A 15,846-nucleotide genomic window follows, 5' to 3' on the forward strand; every position below is an offset into this window, starting at 1 on the left:
CAAAGTAAAAACAAAAAAACTGTTAACTACATTCGTTTGAACGAAAGTAATAAACAGTTTATTAAAAAGGCTTTTTAATTTATTAAGCTTCGTTTTGAGCCTCTTCTAATTTCTCTAAATCTTCCTTAATGGTTTTAAAATCAAATTCGTTTTTGATCAATATGTTGTACCACTGTATGACTTTTTTGATATTAGATACATATACTCGTTCTTCATCATATTCCGGAAGAATCTCACCAAACAAAGCAGTCAATTCATGGTTAGGTGCTTTGTGACTCAAACTTTCATTGCCATTAAATTTTTCATGAATCGAGAGTAGCACCTGTCCTAGAGGGATTTCTGTTTCGTGAGTGTAGATACCAATATCACTGAGAACACTAACGTTTTGCGTATTCTTGACAGGTGATTTTTTACCATTTATCAGTGAACTTGTAATAAAACCACCTTTTGTTTGTCCTAAGATTTCATACAATCCTGGTTTTCCTGCGATTGCTATTATTTTTGTTAAACTCATTTTGTATTTGTTTTGTTTATTTTCTTTTTGATTTGAAGTATCGCATTCTATAATCTGATCCTGTTTTTCCTTTTGAGATGTTTTCTAACTTTTTTTTGATTAACCTCTTTTTTAATGAAGAAATTTTGTCTGTAAATAGCACACCTTCGATATGGTCATATTCATGTTGAAAAACTCTTGCTGCCAATCCGGTGTATGTTGCTTTATGTGTTTCAAAGTTTTCATCTTGATAGGTTACATGTACTGTTTCGTTTCTCCATATTTCTTCACGTACATCAGGTATACTTAAGCAACCTTCCTCAAAAGCCCATTCCTCACCTTCTTCTGATACTATTTTTGGATTGATAAATACTTTTCTAAAACTTTGAAGAACTTCTTTTTCCCCAGTTTCTAAATTTTCATCTTCTGCAAAAGGAGTAGCATCTATGACAAATAAGCGGAGTGATTTCCCAATCTGAGGAGCGGCTAAACCCACACCGTTTGCGTTTTCCATGGTTTCCCACATATCAGCAATTAAATTTTCTAATGCTGGGAATTCTTTATCTATTTCTTTTCCTACTTTTCTCAATACAGGATCTCCATATGCAATTACAGGTAAAATCATAATGATGTTCTAAAATTTTGGTGCTGCAAAAGTACAAAGAATAGCTTTACAGTTTGTTGTTACTGAACTAAAAACTTATCGTTGGGCATAATTTTGAGTTTTGTATTTGGTTCACTGGTATTTATTTAAATACCACTCAATGGTTTTTACAATCCCAGATTCAAAATTTTCATCAGCTTTCCAATCTAAGTCAGTTTCAATTTTGTTGGCATCAATAGCATATCGCTTATCGTGACCAGCTCTGTCATCTACGTATTGAATTAAATTTTTATAACTGTTTTCTTTTGGTATCAATTCATCCAGTATTTCACAGATTTTACGAGCAATATAGTTGTTGTTTCTCTCGTTTCTTCCTCCAATATTGTAGACTTCTCCATAAATCCCTTTGTGATAAGCCAAGTCTATTCCCTTGCAATGGTCTAAAACATATAACCAGTCACGTATGTTTTTTCCATCACCATAAATGGGTATATTTTCTCCTCCGATGGCTTTTCTTATTACGGTAGGAATTAATTTTTCATCATGTTGTTGAGGTCCATAATTATTTGAACAGTTTGTGATTACCGTATTCATTCCATATGTATGATGATAACTTCGCACTAACATGTCACTACTTGCTTTAGATGCACTGTATGGAGAGTTAGGGGCATAGGGTGTAGTTTCTGTAAACAAACCTGTTGCTCCTAAAGTTCCATAGACTTCATCTGTTGATACGTGTAGAAATTTACAGTCTTGATATCCTTTTTTAAATACAAATGGCTTTTCCATCCAATATTTATATGCAACATCAATTAAAGTAAAGGTTCCATTTACATTTGTTTCTATAAATATACCAGGGTTAGAAATAGAATTGTCTACATGAGATTCGGCCGCTAAATGGATTACACCAGAAATATTGTATTTTTCAAATATTCTTGTGATTAAAATTCTGTCGCAAATATCTCCCTCAATAAAAGTGTGTCTCGGATGATCCTTGACTTTTGATAAATTTTCTAGGCTACCTGCATAAGTCAATTTGTCTAGACTGATCAGATGATAATTAGGGTGATTTTCTATAAAATGGTATATAAAGTTAGAACCTATAAAACCAGCCGTTCCTGAGATTAAGATTGTTTTCATCTATATTTTTTTTAAACAGTTTGCAAGAGAGATTTTCCAGTGTGGAATTTCTATTTCAAATGTGTTTTTAATTTTTGATTTATTCATCACACTGTACAAAGGTCTTTCCGCTGCTGTGGGATAATCTTTGGTTTCTATAGGAAGTATTTTACAATTTATACTGGTTTGATGAAAAATTTCAAAAGCAAAATCGTACCAGCTAGCAACACCCTCGTTGGCATAATGATATACGTGTACCTTGCTGCTGTTTATTTTAGGGATAATATTTAACATTATTTTTGCCAAGTCATAAGCATATGTTGGAGTTCCTATTTGATCGGCTATAATACTCAATTGATTTCTGTCTTGAGCTAGTTTTAACATCGTTTTTACAAAGTTGTTTCCGAAACTAGAATACACCCATGAAGTTCGTATTATAATAGAGTTTACCGGATTTATTTTTTTTAGAGCTTCTTCTCCTAGTAACTTTGTTTTTCCATAAGTATTGATTGGGTTTGTTGTATCTTCTTCTTTAAACGGAATATATTTTTTTCCATCAAAAACATAATCTGTAGAAGTATGAATTAATTTTATATTTTGTGCTTTTGCAACTTTGGCTAAGTTGAGGGTAGCGATATTATTAACAGCATTGCAAACGTCTACTTCTTCTTCTGCCTTGTCAACGGCTGTATACGCAGCACAGTTTAAAATAACTTGAATTTTATTAGTTGAGCAAAAAACATCTAACTCCTTTGGGTTTGTGATGTTCAAGTCCTCGACGTCTGTAAAAAAAAAATGGTATTGATTGTAGTTTGGGGCTAAATCTTTTATTTCTGACCCTAATTGACCGTTAGCTCCTGTAACTAATACGTTACTCATAATATTTTGTGTTGTAGTTTAATAATTTCGCCTTTTTCAATAATGGGTTTTGTTTGTCTTTCTCGGACAAAATAAATTCGTTAGGATTTAATTCCCAGTTGATTTGCAAATCTGGGTCATTGAAAGCAATACCTCTTTCATTTTCAGAACTGTAAGGTGCATCTACCTTGTAGCTAAAGATGGCGGTATTACTGGTGACAATAAATCCGTGAGCAAAACCTTTGGGAACTAATAATTGTCTTTTGTTTTCCGCAGATAACTCAATAGCAATATGTTGACCAAAGGTAGGAGATTGTTTTCTGATGTCAACAGCAACATCGATGACACTACCTTGGATGACTCGTACTAATTTTGTTTGTTCAAATCCATTTGTTTGATAGTGTAGTCCTCTTAGCACTCCTCTAGTTGAACTGGATTCGTTGTCTTGGCAAAAGCTAATTTTGTACCCTAAAAAGTGCTCTAAAGAATCTTCCTTAAAGGATTCCATAAAATATCCTCTATGATCTCCAAAAACCTTGGGTTCACAGAGAATAACATCAGGAATTTTGGTGCGTTTATATTTCATCTTATTGTTTACTTCTTCTTACTAAATATTGACCGTATTCATTTTTTTTCATTTCATTACCCAAAACTAGTAATTGCTTTTTGTCTATATATCCTTTTTCGTAAGCAATTTCTTCTATGCAAGCTACTTTTAGGCCTTGTCTTTTTTCTATGGTATGTATAAAGTTAGAGGCTTCTAGCATAGATTCGTGAGTTCCTGTGTCTAACCAGGCGAAACCTCTTCCCATCAGTTGAACGTTTAATTTTTGATTGGTTAAGTAGGCTTGATTAACGGAGGTGATTTCTAGCTCTCCTCTTTCGCTAGGTTTTACATTTTGGGCAATGGCAATGACATTGTTGGGATAAAAATACAAGCCTGAAATAGCATAGTTGCTTTTTGGAATTTTAGGCTTTTCATCTATGCTCAAAGCGTTTTTATCTTTGTCAAATTCAACAACTCCATAGCGCTCTGGATCACTAACATAGTATCCAAAAATGGTTGCTTTTTTATCTTCTTTACAAGTTTTAATGGCCTGGGTTAGTAGCGTAGGGAAACCGTGTCCATAAAAAATATTATCTCCCAGAATGAGAGCGACATCATCATTTTTGATAAAATCTTTTCCAATGATGAATGCTTGAGCTAGTCCTTCTGGCTTAGGTTGGACAGCATAAGAGAGCTCAATTCCTAGCTTACTTCCATCACCCAATAAGTTTATAAATCGTTCTTGGTCTTCTGGGGTGGTTATGATTAAGATTTCTTTAATTCCAGCTAACATTAAAACAGATAGTGGATAATAAATCATGGGCTTGTCGTAAATAGCCAATAACTGTTTAGAGGTTGCTTTTGTTAGTGGGTATAATCTAGTGCCAGATCCTCCGGCTAAAATAATTCCTTTCATAATTTTATATTGTATCTAGATATCCTTGTAAAATAATGGTAGCACTTATTTTATCAACCAATCCTTTGTTTTGTCTTTTTTTCTTTCCAATACCACTTGCAATCATGGTGTCAAATGCCATTTTAGAAGTAAATCGCTCATCAAATCTTTTTATTGGGATATGATGATAAGTGCTTTCTAGTTTTTTAATAAACTCCCTGATATAAACTTCACTTTCACTTTCTAAACCGTTCATTTGTTTTGGCTCTCCTACCACAAATGTATCAACGCTATTATGTTTGAGATATTGGTTTAGATAAACAAAAACTTCTTTGGTTGGGATGGTATCCAATCCAAAAGCCATCATCTTTAAATCATCTGTTTCAGCCAATCCAGTTCTTACCGTTCCGAAATCAAAAGCAAGTATTTTAGACATTTTTTTATTTCAAATTTATAATTTATTAATTTAAGTACTCCATTTAAAATTGTTTTTTGTAAAAAAGGATGTTTTACTTTAACTATATTTGTTTTTTTAATTTGTTTTATGACTAAGTACTTATTATATGTTTCACATAAATATGGTTTTCCTATCGTTCGCCCTTTGCAGGAAGAAATCTTAAGAAAAAATGATCAGGTTGTTTGGTTTGTAGAAATACTTAAAAATAAAACAATGTTGCAGCCCAAGGAAAGGGTTCTCAATTCGGTTGAAGAAGTGATGGATTATAACCCTGATATTGTTTTAGTAGCTAATAATGAGGTTCCTCATTTTTTTCCAGGTATTAAAGTTCAATTGTTTCATGGATTTAGTGTCAATAAGAGATCTAAATCACGGGGTCATTTTAGGATTAGAGGTCTATTTGATTTGTATTGTACCCAAGGACCTTCTACCACCGATGAATTTAAGAGATTAGAAAAAAAACATAAGCATTTCAAAGTTGTAGAGACTGGATGGTCAAAAGTGGATGTTTTATTTCCCATTAAAAGAATCAGAAATGAGAGGCCGATTATTTTTTTAGCATCGACTTTTACAGAATCACTAAGTTTAGCACATAAGGACCAATTCTTCTATGAAATTAAAAAAATTATTGAAACCCAAGAGTGGGATTGGATCATAAATTTACATCCTAAGATGGATCAAAATGTTGTAGACAAATTCAAACGCTTGGAAGATTTTTCAAACGTAACATATATAGATTTTTTGGAAACTTTATCTCCTTTGAAGAAAGCAGATTTGTTGATCACAGACACAACTTCATTGATCACAGAATTTGTAATTCAGCATAAACCGGTTGTTACGTTTCAAAATAATTTACCACAAGATTACATGCTCAATATACTCAATGTACAGGAACTTAAAGAGATGTGTGAATATGCACTGACCCGACCTAGAGATTTGATGGATAAAATAGAGTTTTTTATCAAACAAGAGCACCCCTATTTTGATGGGAGGTCTAGCGAGAGAGTTATTAATGCAGCGGCTCTTTTTTTAGAGAATAATGAGGTTGATAAATTAAAAAGGAAACCATTAAATTTAATAAGGAAGTTTAAGATGAGGAACAACATGAATTATTATAAAAATATATTTTAATGAAGGTTAGAAAAATTATTGTGAGAATTGCCAAAAACTTAAAATTTTTACCTGTTAAAACCATATTGAAACTAAGACATGAGTACTATACAGGTAAAATATTAAATCTAAAAAACCCAAAGGAATTTAATGAAAAAATACAATGGTTAAAGTTGTATTATCACAATCCATTATTGACAAAATTGGCTTGTAAATTTAATGTGAGGTCCTATGTGGAAGAAAAAATAGGAAATAAGTACTTAAATGAGTTGTATGGAGTTTATGAAAATGTAGAAGATGTTAATTTCAAAAACTTACCTAATTCATTTGTTATTAAAGGAGTTCATGGTAGTAGTTTAAATATGATTGTTGAAGACAAACAACAATTGGATTTAGTTGCAGTGAAGGCTAAACTGAATAAATGGTTAACTCACAATCAGTACAAGAAAGTAGGATTTGAATGGGCCTATAAAAATATCAAGCCCCTAATTATTTTCGAGAAATTCCTAGAAGAATCAGGGACAAAAGTTTTAACAGATTATAAATTTTATTGTTTTAATGGAGTGCCTAAATATGTTCAGGTAATTCTTGGTAGAGGGATAAATGAACAACAGTGTTTTTATGATTTAAATTGGGAAAAAACGCCATTCATCAAGAGTGGAAAAGTTTTTTGTGACCAGCCAATAGAGGAGCCGAGTAATTTTGAAGAAATGAAATCTTTAGCTCATAAACTTGCGGGGAGCCTTCCCTTTTCAAGAGTTGATTTTTATGCTATAGAGGGTAAAACCATTTTTGGTGAAATAACATTTTATCCGTCTGATGGGAAAAAAGATTTTACTCCAAACATGTACAATAAGCTACTTGGAGATTTAATTATTCTACCTGATGTCTCAGCACTGATGTCATGGTAAAATAAGAAATCGTTAGTGGTTGAGTTTTTTTGTAAATGGTTTCAAAACATTTACATTTGTTTAACTAAGACAGAGCCAATAGGGATAGGTTTTTTAATTATTAGTTTAGTCATCAAACATACTAATTATTGTAGAATGAATAAATCAGTTCGTAGATTTAAATTAAGAATATTAAAGAAGATGACTTTTTTACCATCAAGTCTATATGCAGGTTTTGCATATGAGTATTTTAATGGTAAAAAATTAAATCTTAAAAACCCTAAAGAGTTTAATGAGAAAATTCAGTGGTACAAAGTCTTTTATCGTCCGAAAATATTAACTCAATTGGTAGATAAGTATGAAGTAAGGTTTTACGTTGAAAAAAAAATTGGCCAAAAATATTTAAATGAACTTTTTGGGGTGTATGATAAAGCCTCAGAAGTGAATTTTGATGAACTACCAGAAGAATTTATTTTAAAAGCGACACATTCGTCAAGTCACAATTTAATTGTACATGATAAGTCTAAGGTTGATCAATTTAAAGCTAAAAAAAAGTTTTTGAAATGGCTTCGTACCAATCAGTATTACAGAACAGGACAAGAGTGGGCATATAAAAATATACGACCAAGAATCATTGCTGAAAAATTACTCAAAGAAGAAGGTCAGTCCTCATTGGTAGATTATAAGTTTTATTGTTTTAAAGGAGTTGCTAAGTTTATTGAAATTCATTTGGACAGAGCAGAAAACCATAAAAGAGCTTTCTATGACTTAAATTTAGAGAAACTCCCTTTTAGAAATGTTTCTCTAAAGAAAAGTATTGACAAAGAAGTTGAAAAGCCAAAAGCATTAGGAGAAATGATAATGTTGGCAGAAGTATTGGCAGACAAATTTCCATTTGTTCGAGTTGATTTTTATTATGTTCAAAGTAAAATTATCTTTGGAGAAATGACATTTTATCCTTCGGATGGAAGGAAAGATTTTTATCCAGAGGAGTACAACAAAATCGTGGGAAGTTATATGGACCTACCAAACACTCCAAAAGGAGCAAAAAAAATCAAACAGATATAGAAAACAACTTTTTGTAAAACAAGGATTCAAATATGATTGTTGATGCCGTGGTAACTTGGGTAGATGGTAGTGACATCGCCCACCAGAATAAATTAAGATTTTATCAAAAAGACACTCAGAAACTCCATTCTGTAAAATTTAGAACTAGGTTTGATCAAGTAAATGAAATCCAGTTTACAGTGGATTCTATTTTAAAACATGCAGATTTTGTTAGAAATATTTATATCATAACTGACAAACAGACCCCTGATTTTATCAGAAATAAAACTTCAGGTTCCTATCGTAATGTTTTTATTATTGATCACACTGATATTTTCAAAGGTCATTTGGAATACTTACCTGTATTTAATTGTAGACCAATAGAAACGAAGCTCTATAAAGTTCCCAATCTATCGGAGCACTTCATTTATTTTAACGACGATATGTTCCTCCTTAAAACAGTTCAGTTAGAAGATTTTTTTATTGATGGAAATCCAGTAATTAGAGGTAACTGGAATCGTTTTGCCCAAAATATTTTTTATAAAAGATGGTTTAAAAGCCAAAAGAAAAAAAATAAAGCAAATCATAAAAAGGCACAAGAGAAAAGTGCAGTACTAACTGGTTTTCAAAAGTATTATAAGTTTAGTCATGTGCCTGCAGCACTAAGAAAAAGTACTTTTGAGAATTTTTTTGACAAAAATATTGAGGTTGAAGTATCAAATATTCGACATAAATTTAGACATCATCAGCAATTTACCCCGCAGGGTTTAGCTAATCATTTAGAAATTCAAAATAAGACCTGTGTCTTGAAGTCAGATACCCAAATGTTATACATACAAAACTACAAACGCTCGATGTTTGGATTGAAGCTAAAATTGAATGTATTGTCTAGGAAAAAGAACAAATTGTTTTTGTGTTTGCAGAGCTTAGATCAAGCTTCTGAAGAAAAATTAGAGTTTGTTTTAGGTTGGTTAAAGCAAAAATATCAGCAGTAGAATATGAATGACATGATAAAAAATAATTTGGAGCAAGATTCAGTTTTGCTCTATCCTACTGACACGGTGTGGGGAATTGGTTGTGATGCTACTTCGGTAAAAGCGGTATCAAAAATATATAAGGTCAAACAAAGAGAAGAGAGCAAGAGTTTGGTTGTTTTGGTAAATTCTCTAGAAATGTTAAAAAAGTATGTGGCTGAGGTTCCTGATAAAGCTCTAGAGATATTAAAAAAAGCCCGAAACCCCACCACAATTGTTTATGAACAACCCTTAGGAATTGCAAAAAATGCGATTGGAAAAGACAATACGATTGCGATTCGAATTGCTTCAGATGATTTTTGTAAAAAGATGATTGCTCAATTTGGAAAGCCTATCATATCTACTTCCGCAAATATTAGTGGTGAAAAAACGCCTACTCAGTTCTCTGAAATAAGTTCAGCGATTTTGAATGGAGTAGATTATATAGTAGATTTGCATCAGGACAAAATTTGTGTAAAATCCTCAACAATTATCAAGGTCACAAATCGTAACCAAATAACCGTAATTCGCCCTTAAATGCAAATTTTAGAAAATTATAACTTAGCGATTCAGCAGAATATCTTTGGATATATTACCAAAGCTGCAAAAGAATTAAAAGTCGATGCTTTTGTGATTGGGGGTTATGTTCGTGATTATATATTAGAAAGAGGAACAGCAAAAGATATTGATATTGTAGCTGTTGGTAGTGGGATAGCACTGGCATTAAAAGTAGCAGAGATGTTACCCACGAAGCCTAAGGTGCAAGTTTTCAAAACCTATGGGACTGCTATGCTGCGTTACCAAGACATAGAGGTTGAGTTTGTAGGGGCGAGAAAAGAGTCTTATTCAGAAGATAGTAGAAATCCAAAAGTAGAAGAAGGTAGTTTACAAGAAGATCAAAATCGAAGAGACTTTACAATCAATGCTTTGGCCATATCTCTAAATGAAGACTCTCTTGGAGATTTGTTGGATCCTTTTGGAGGAGTTGACGATTTGAAATCTAAGCTTATTCGTACCCCTTTAAATCCTGATATTACGTATTCAGATGATCCTCTCAGAATGATGCGTGCCATAAGATTTGCCACTCAGTTGAATTTTCAGATAGAAAAAGAATCTTTAAAAGCGATCGCTAGGAATGAGCAAAGATTAGGAATTATTACTCGTGAAAGGGTGATGGTTGAGGTGAATAAAATATTAGAGTCACCCGTGCCTTCTTTAGGTTTCCTTCTTTTGGAAGAAACCGGTTTGTTACAGCAAATTTTGCCGGAGTTGACCGATTTAAAAGGGGTTCAAGAAGTAGAAGGGCAAAAGCATAAAGATAATTTTTACCATACTCTAGAAGTCGTGGATAATATTTCGGGATACACTGATGATTTGTGGTTGCGTTGGGCTGCTTTATTACATGATATTGGTAAAGCGCCTACTAAGCGTTTTTCTAAAAAAATAGGTTGGACTTTTCATAATCATGAGTTTGTGGGTTCTAAAATGGTTTTTAAACTTTTTAAGAGGTTAAAACTGCCATTAAACAATAAGATGAAGTTTGTGCAAAAAATGGTATTACTAAGTTCAAGGCCGATTGTCTTGGCCTCAGAGGTTACAGATTCTGCTATACGAAGATTGGTTTTTGATGCGGGAGATGAGATTGAAAGTTTAATGACTTTATGTGAAGCAGATATTACCACTAAGAACCCTAATAAGTTCAAGAGGTACCATAATAATTTTAAACTTGTCAGAGCAAAGATTAAAGAAGTAGAAGAACGAGATAAGGTTAGAAATTTTGAACCACCAATAACGGGTGAAATCATCATGAAAACTTTCGGGCTTGAACCTTGTAGAGAAATAGGTCAGATTAAGGACTTTATCAAAGAATCTATTTTAGATGGTATGATTCCAAATGAATACGATGAGGCTTATCAGTTGATGCTTAAAAAAGGAAAAAAAATAGGATTATTACCCAATGGTTAGAGACCAATTTTAATCTTTTTATTGTCAAAACAGAATACGCACTGTTTTTTAGCTCAATTGAGGCCAATGAATTAGAAGGTTAAAAATTAAATTTTGTAGTTGCAATTGTAATGCAGTGTCCCTTCTATATTTATTAAATTTTTATAAACTAATTCTTTGCCAAGTACCTATTAATCTATACATTTGGTAAACCAAATTGGTAAACCAGTTAAAGTAATTATGGGTATGCAAAAATACATTTTATCATTCGCAGCTTTTCTGCTATTTTCTTGTCATTTAAAAAAGGAATCTTCAGTAGCAAAAGTAACTAATCTCAAAGAATTAAATAGTAAAGTAGCCACGGCAAAGCCAGGAGATGAAATTGTTTTGGCTAACGGAGTATGGACAGATGTTGAAATTGTTTTCAATGCCAATGGGACTGAAGAACATCCAATCATATTGAGAGCAGAAACTGCAGGTGAAGTTTTTATAGAGGGAAAATCTAATTTAAAAATAGGAGGAGAGCATTTGGTTGTAAAAGATTTGCATTTCAGAAATGGTTATTCACCTTCAGGACAGGTAATACTTTTTAAAGTAGATAAGAAAACAATTGCGACACATTCTAAAGTCACCCATTGTGTTATAGATGGGTTTACACAGCTAGACAGGCATGTTTCAGACCACTGGATTGAGTTTTGGGGTCAACACAATGAACTGAGTCATTGTTATATTACCGGTAAATCCAATTTTGGACCTACTGTAATGGTGAGGTTGAAAGGGAATCAGCATATCAATAATCATCACCAAATTGTCAACAATCATTTCGGTCCAAGACCAAGAAAAGGAGGACCGCATGGGGAAACTTTGCAGATTGGAGACAGTGGTACTTCTATGACTCCATCTTATACAAATGTGGCAAACAACTATTTTGAAAAGTGTAATGGAGAGGTGGAGATTATTTCCAGTAAATCAAATTTTAATATTTTTAAAAATAACATCTTCTTCGAAAGCGAGGGATCTCTTGTGTTGAGACATGGGAACTATGCTACCATAGACGGAAATATTTTTATAGGTAACGACAATTCCCAGTTTATTGGAGGGATAAGAGTTGTGAATACGGGTCACTGGATTTATAACAATTATTTCTATAAGCTCAAAGGTTCAGAGTTTAGAGCTCCATTGGCAGTGATGAATGGAATTCCCAAATCTCCATTGAATAGGTACAACCAAGTAACAGACGTGGTGGTGGCCCACAATTCATTTGTAGAATGTCCGACACCCTGGTTTTTTAGTGTAGGTTCCAATGTGGATAAACGTGCCGTATTACCAAAATCTGAAATTCGTTCAGCGAGACCCATTAGAACTACTTTGGCTAATAATTTAATTTATAATTCTCAGGTAGCTAAGAAGCCAATTTATAGCTATGATGTCGTAGATGGTATTGTTTTTGAAAAAAACATTACAAATAATAAAAACGAAAGTGAAGTGAAATCCGAAGGATTAAAAACGGTGGATTTCTCAGTTGATAAAATATCCGAAAATTTATTTGCACCCAACTTAAATCATGATGATGTTTTTAGCGGTTTCGGTTTTAAAGCCATTACCTCTGATTTGTTTGGAAGGTTGAGAGCAGATCAAAATGCGATAGGATCAATGGTTATTCCTGTAAAGGATAATACACTTTTAATTGACTCCTCAAAATATGGAACGAGTTGGTTTAAGCATAATAAAGAAGAAGGAGATCCAGAAATATTCACCATTGATCCAAAAGATTTAGAAGCTACCTTAGAAAAGGCTAAAAATGGAGATGTGGTTGTGTTAAATTCTGGTACCTACGAAATCAATACACCAATAAGTATAGATAAAAAGATAACCATCACCTCTGAAGACAAAAACAATCAAACAACCTTAAGTTTTACATCAGAAAACACGGCATTCTTAATGAAGCCAAAAGGGCATTTACGTTTGCAACACTTGAAAATAGTAGGAAATAAAAAACAACATGCTTTTGCAACACTAGAAAAAAATATGTCTAAAGCATATGATCTATTTTTAAGCGGTGTTGATGTTTCAAATTTCACCTCTGCATTACAAGTCTCCAAAGGTTCTTTTGCGGATACTATTTCTGTGCTAAATTCCTCTTTTCATAACCTAGAAAAAGGATTTCTTTTAAACAAAGAAACAGAAGCAAAAGGAGATTACAATGCAGAATTTGTATTTGTTAAGAATTCAACATTTAATCGTATTGAAGGAGTTCTATTAGATTATTTTAGAGGAGGTTATGATGAATCTACTATTGGAGGTAATTTGGTTTTTAGCCATAATAAAGTATATCATTCAGGAAAAAAATCTTTAGATAAAATACTAATAAAGAATAGAGGAATTGTACAAGCAGATTTTTTTGGAAATACGTTTGAAAAAAACCCAGTGAAGTTTATTGCTGTTCTTTGGGGAGAAAAAGGACAAAAACCCGTAAATAATCAAATAAAAAATTCAGGGGATTTTAGAGTTGTACAAAATTTAAAAATGAAGTTGATGTATTAATTACATCTGTCAAAAAAAACAGTCAAAATGAAATTGAATTTTTATTGTATCATAAAAGCCACCTTTCTGATTTTAAGTGTGTCATTTCAAGTGAATGCTCAAGAACACCCTAGCTTGGTTTTAACACGGTCAGGTGTAGAAAATATCAGGAAAGAATTAGGGCGTGTTCCTCTTTTTGATGAAACATTGAAAAGGGTAAAAGAGGAAGTGGACTTAGAGATGGCATCAGGGATAGATACACCCATTCCAAAAGATTATTCAGGGGGTTATACACATGCTCGTCACAAAAAAAACTTTTTAATTTTACCAAAAGCAGCTGTGTTGTATCAGATTCTGCAAGATGAAAAATATGCTGATTATGTAAAAGATATGTTGATGCAGTATGAGGCGATGTACAAAACACTGCCAGTTCATCCCAAAACTAGGTCTTATGCTAGGGGTAAATTATTTTGGCAATGCTTGAATGATTCCAATTGGTTGGTTTATATGAGTCAAGCTTATGATTGTATATATGATTATTTATCAGAAAAAGAGCGCAATAGATTAGAAAACAACTTATTTAGACCTTTTGCAGATTTTATATCTATAGGAAATCCACAGTTTTACAATCGTGTACACAATCATAGTACTTGGGGAAATGCTGCTGTTGGAATGATAGCCTTGGTGATGGGTGACGATGTCTTATTAGAAAGAGCTCTGTATGGTATAAAAGATGACGGATTAGATGCAAATGCAAAAGACGATGATGGAGGTTTTATAAAAAACAAAGACGGAAAAGCAGGTTTTTTAGCAAATCTAGAGGAACCATTTTCTCCTGATGGTTATTATACCGAAGGTCCTTACTATCAGCGTTATGCGATGTATCCGTTTTTGATTTTTGCAGAAGCATTGGAAAATGTAAAACCCGATCTAAAGATTTTTAACTACAAAAACGGAGTTCTTTTGAAATCGGTGAATGCACTTTTGAATTTAACTGATGCAGATGGTGAATTTTTTGCTCTCAATGATGGTCAGAAAGGAATGTCCTATTACACCGAAGCCGTTGTTTCTGCGGTAGATATTGCTTTTTGTTTTGGAAATCAAGACAAGAGTTTGTTGAGTATTGCAGAACGACAAAATAAGGTTTTGCTTGACGACTCAGGGCTTATGGTTGCATTAGCGATAAGAGAGGGAGAAGCCCTTCCTTTTCATAAGAAATCTGTCAATCTTAGTGATGGGTCAGAAGGAGATGAAGGAGGAGTTTGTGTGCTAAGAACAGATCAAGCGGGTTTAGAATTGGTTTTTAAATATACTGCTCAAGGGTCGAGCCATGGGCACTACGATAAATTATCGTATTCTTTATTTGATAATGGCGAAGAAGTTATTCAAGATTACGGATTGGCAAGATTTGTAAATATTGAACAAAAAGGAGGAGGGAATTATTTAAAGGAGAACAAGACTTGGGCCAAACAGACCATTGCTCATAATACCATTGTTCGTGACGAAATCTCTCATTTTAAAGGTAAGTATGAGGAGGGAAGTAAACATCATTCAGAGTTGAGTTTTTATGATTTATCCAATCAAAAAATTCAAATTATAAGTGCCAAAGAAAATCATGCTTACCCAGATACTAATTTGCATAGAACGATGATGATGATTGAGGAATCTTCTTTAGGGAGTTCATATGTAGTTGACTTGATGAGAGTGGTGTCTAAAGATATTCACCAGTACGATTTCCCTTTTTATTTTAAAGGACAAGTCATTCAAACAAATTTTGAGTACACCAGTAATCAAACTCTCGCTCCCTTGGGATCTAAGCATGGGTACCAACATTTATGGGTAGAAGGAATAGGAAAACCTCTTGCAGACAATACAAAGTTCTCATTTTTGAATAAAGGTGTTTATTATACGATTACTACTACCGCCGACATGAATGACAAATTGTTTTTCACACGCATTGGTGCGAATGATCCAAAATTTAATTTAAGAAGAGATGCAGGCTTCATGATAAGAAGAAATAAATCAAATACTGTGTTTGCATCTGTGTTGGAGTCTCATGGTGGGTATGATTATGTTTCGGAGTCTTCAGAAGATGCAAGGAGTCATATTGAAACCATTAAAGTAGTTTATGATGACCAAGATTATACAGCCTTTACGATAAAAACTACAAATAATGTTTCCAAAGTGATCATAATAGCAAACAAACAAGTTGATACCAGTAGAAAACATAAATTAAGAATTGATGGTCGTCAATATGAATGGAACGGACCTTACTTAGTTCATTAAAAAAGTTGGTAAGCACAAAAACAAATCACTCGATATAAGTAGAGCAAAATAGATAACAAA

At 33.0% G+C, this 15,846-nt stretch carries 15 protein-coding genes; 8 read left to right on the plus strand and 7 right to left on the minus strand.

Translation table 11 applies throughout. From position 1 onward, the window contains the following. Positions 1-82: 82 nt before the first annotated feature. From ABF281_RS05710 to ruvX, 7 genes are all read right to left on the minus strand, one after another. Positions 83-514, minus strand: a complete 432-nt coding sequence (locus ABF281_RS05710; protein WP_347180716.1) for a DUF5606 domain-containing protein — start codon at positions 512-514, stop codon at positions 83-85. Positions 515-530: 16 nt separating this feature from the next. Beyond that, the gene (def, locus tag ABF281_RS05715; RefSeq protein WP_347180717.1) at positions 531-1,118 is read right to left on the minus strand and encodes a peptide deformylase; all 588 of its coding nucleotides are present in this window, start codon (positions 1,116-1,118) and stop codon (positions 531-533) included. A gap of 111 nt (positions 1,119-1,229) precedes the next feature. Continuing rightward, complete coding sequence (gene rfbB, locus ABF281_RS05720) at positions 1,230-2,237, minus strand: dTDP-glucose 4,6-dehydratase (protein WP_347180718.1); 1,008 nt, start codon at positions 2,235-2,237, stop codon at positions 1,230-1,232. Further along, a complete protein-coding gene (rfbD, locus tag ABF281_RS05725) occupies positions 2,238-3,095 on the minus strand; it encodes a dTDP-4-dehydrorhamnose reductase (protein ID WP_347180719.1) in 858 nt (285 codons plus the stop codon). Then, entirely contained in the window at positions 3,088-3,660 is a 573-nt protein-coding gene (gene rfbC / locus ABF281_RS05730; RefSeq protein WP_347180720.1) for a dTDP-4-dehydrorhamnose 3,5-epimerase, read from the minus strand. Before rfbC ends, rfbD begins: the two co-directional genes overlap by 8 nt. A gap of 1 nt (position 3,661) precedes the next feature. Beyond that, entirely contained in the window at positions 3,662-4,537 is an 876-nt protein-coding gene (gene rfbA / locus ABF281_RS05735; protein WP_347180721.1) for a glucose-1-phosphate thymidylyltransferase RfbA, read from the minus strand. Between the two features lie 4 nt (positions 4,538-4,541). Continuing rightward, positions 4,542-4,952, minus strand: coding sequence for a Holliday junction resolvase RuvX (ruvX, locus tag ABF281_RS05740; RefSeq protein WP_347180722.1), 411 nt, complete (start codon positions 4,950-4,952; stop codon positions 4,542-4,544). Between the two features lie 108 nt (positions 4,953-5,060). Between ruvX and ABF281_RS05745 the strand changes: the two genes are divergently transcribed. From ABF281_RS05745 to ABF281_RS05780, 8 genes are all read left to right on the plus strand, one after another. Continuing rightward, positions 5,061-6,104, plus strand: coding sequence for a UDP-N-acetylglucosamine 2-epimerase (locus ABF281_RS05745; protein ID WP_347180723.1), 1,044 nt, complete (start codon positions 5,061-5,063; stop codon positions 6,102-6,104). Beyond that, positions 6,104-6,994 carry an ATP-grasp fold amidoligase family protein gene (locus tag ABF281_RS05750; protein ID WP_347180724.1) on the plus strand — a complete coding sequence of 297 codons (891 nt, stop codon included), beginning with the start codon at positions 6,104-6,106 and terminating at the stop codon, positions 6,992-6,994. Before ABF281_RS05745 ends, ABF281_RS05750 begins: the two co-directional genes overlap by 1 nt. Before the next feature lie 135 nt (positions 6,995-7,129). Further along, entirely contained in the window at positions 7,130-8,041 is a 912-nt protein-coding gene (locus ABF281_RS05755; RefSeq protein WP_347180725.1) for an ATP-grasp fold amidoligase family protein, read from the plus strand. A 32-nt stretch (positions 8,042-8,073) separates the two neighbouring features. Next, positions 8,074-9,015 carry a Stealth CR1 domain-containing protein gene (locus ABF281_RS05760; protein WP_347180726.1) on the plus strand — a complete coding sequence of 314 codons (942 nt, stop codon included), beginning with the start codon at positions 8,074-8,076 and terminating at the stop codon, positions 9,013-9,015. Positions 9,016-9,027: 12 nt separating this feature from the next. After that, positions 9,028-9,570 carry an L-threonylcarbamoyladenylate synthase gene (locus tag ABF281_RS05765; protein ID WP_347180727.1) on the plus strand — a complete coding sequence of 181 codons (543 nt, stop codon included), beginning with the start codon at positions 9,028-9,030 and terminating at the stop codon, positions 9,568-9,570. Then, complete coding sequence (locus ABF281_RS05770; RefSeq protein WP_347180728.1) at positions 9,571-10,998, plus strand: HD domain-containing protein; 1,428 nt, start codon at positions 9,571-9,573, stop codon at positions 10,996-10,998. Positions 10,999-11,223: 225 nt separating this feature from the next. Beyond that, on the plus strand, positions 11,224-13,521 hold the full coding sequence (locus ABF281_RS05775) for a chondroitinase-B domain-containing protein (protein WP_347180729.1): 2,298 nt from the start codon (positions 11,224-11,226) through the stop codon (positions 13,519-13,521). Positions 13,522-13,548: 27 nt separating this feature from the next. Continuing rightward, positions 13,549-15,786 carry a heparinase II/III family protein gene (locus tag ABF281_RS05780; protein ID WP_347180730.1) on the plus strand — a complete coding sequence of 746 codons (2,238 nt, stop codon included), beginning with the start codon at positions 13,549-13,551 and terminating at the stop codon, positions 15,784-15,786. The last annotated feature ends 60 nt before the right edge of the window (positions 15,787-15,846 follow it).

It is taken from the genome of Wenyingzhuangia sp., from assembly GCF_039768515.1.
In the GTDB taxonomy this organism is placed as follows: Bacteria; Bacteroidota; Bacteroidia; order Flavobacteriales; family Flavobacteriaceae; genus Wenyingzhuangia.

Bases quoted from the DNA above. Each gene is read 5' to 3' on its own strand.
- ABF281_RS05750 (WP_347180724.1), top strand. From the start codon at position 6,104: ATGAAGGTTAGAAAAATTATTGTGAGAATTGCCAAAAACTTAAAATTT.
- ABF281_RS05760 (WP_347180726.1), top strand. From the start codon at position 8,074: ATGATTGTTGATGCCGTGGTAACTTGGGTAGATGGTAGTGACATCGCC.
- ABF281_RS05775 (WP_347180729.1), top strand. From the start codon at position 11,224: ATGCAAAAATACATTTTATCATTCGCAGCTTTTCTGCTATTTTCTTGT.
- ABF281_RS05710 (WP_347180716.1), bottom strand. From the start codon at position 514: ATGAGTTTAACAAAAATAATAGCAATCGCAGGAAAACCAGGATTGTAT.
- ruvX (WP_347180722.1), bottom strand. From the start codon at position 4,952: ATGTCTAAAATACTTGCTTTTGATTTCGGAACGGTAAGAACTGGATTG.
- ABF281_RS05780 (WP_347180730.1), top strand. From the start codon at position 13,549: ATGAAATTGAATTTTTATTGTATCATAAAAGCCACCTTTCTGATTTTA.
- rfbA (WP_347180721.1), bottom strand. From the start codon at position 4,537: ATGAAAGGAATTATTTTAGCCGGAGGATCTGGCACTAGATTATACCCA.
- rfbC (WP_347180720.1), bottom strand. From the start codon at position 3,660: ATGAAATATAAACGCACCAAAATTCCTGATGTTATTCTCTGTGAACCC.
- ABF281_RS05745 (WP_347180723.1), top strand. From the start codon at position 5,061: ATGACTAAGTACTTATTATATGTTTCACATAAATATGGTTTTCCTATC.
- ABF281_RS05765 (WP_347180727.1), top strand. From the start codon at position 9,028: ATGATAAAAAATAATTTGGAGCAAGATTCAGTTTTGCTCTATCCTACT.
- rfbD (WP_347180719.1), bottom strand. From the start codon at position 3,095: ATGAGTAACGTATTAGTTACAGGAGCTAACGGTCAATTAGGGTCAGAA.
- def (WP_347180717.1), bottom strand. From the start codon at position 1,118: ATGATTTTACCTGTAATTGCATATGGAGATCCTGTATTGAGAAAAGTA.
- rfbB (WP_347180718.1), bottom strand. From the start codon at position 2,237: ATGAAAACAATCTTAATCTCAGGAACGGCTGGTTTTATAGGTTCTAAC.
- ABF281_RS05755 (WP_347180725.1), top strand. From the start codon at position 7,130: ATGAATAAATCAGTTCGTAGATTTAAATTAAGAATATTAAAGAAGATG.
- ABF281_RS05770 (WP_347180728.1), top strand. From the start codon at position 9,571: ATGCAAATTTTAGAAAATTATAACTTAGCGATTCAGCAGAATATCTTT.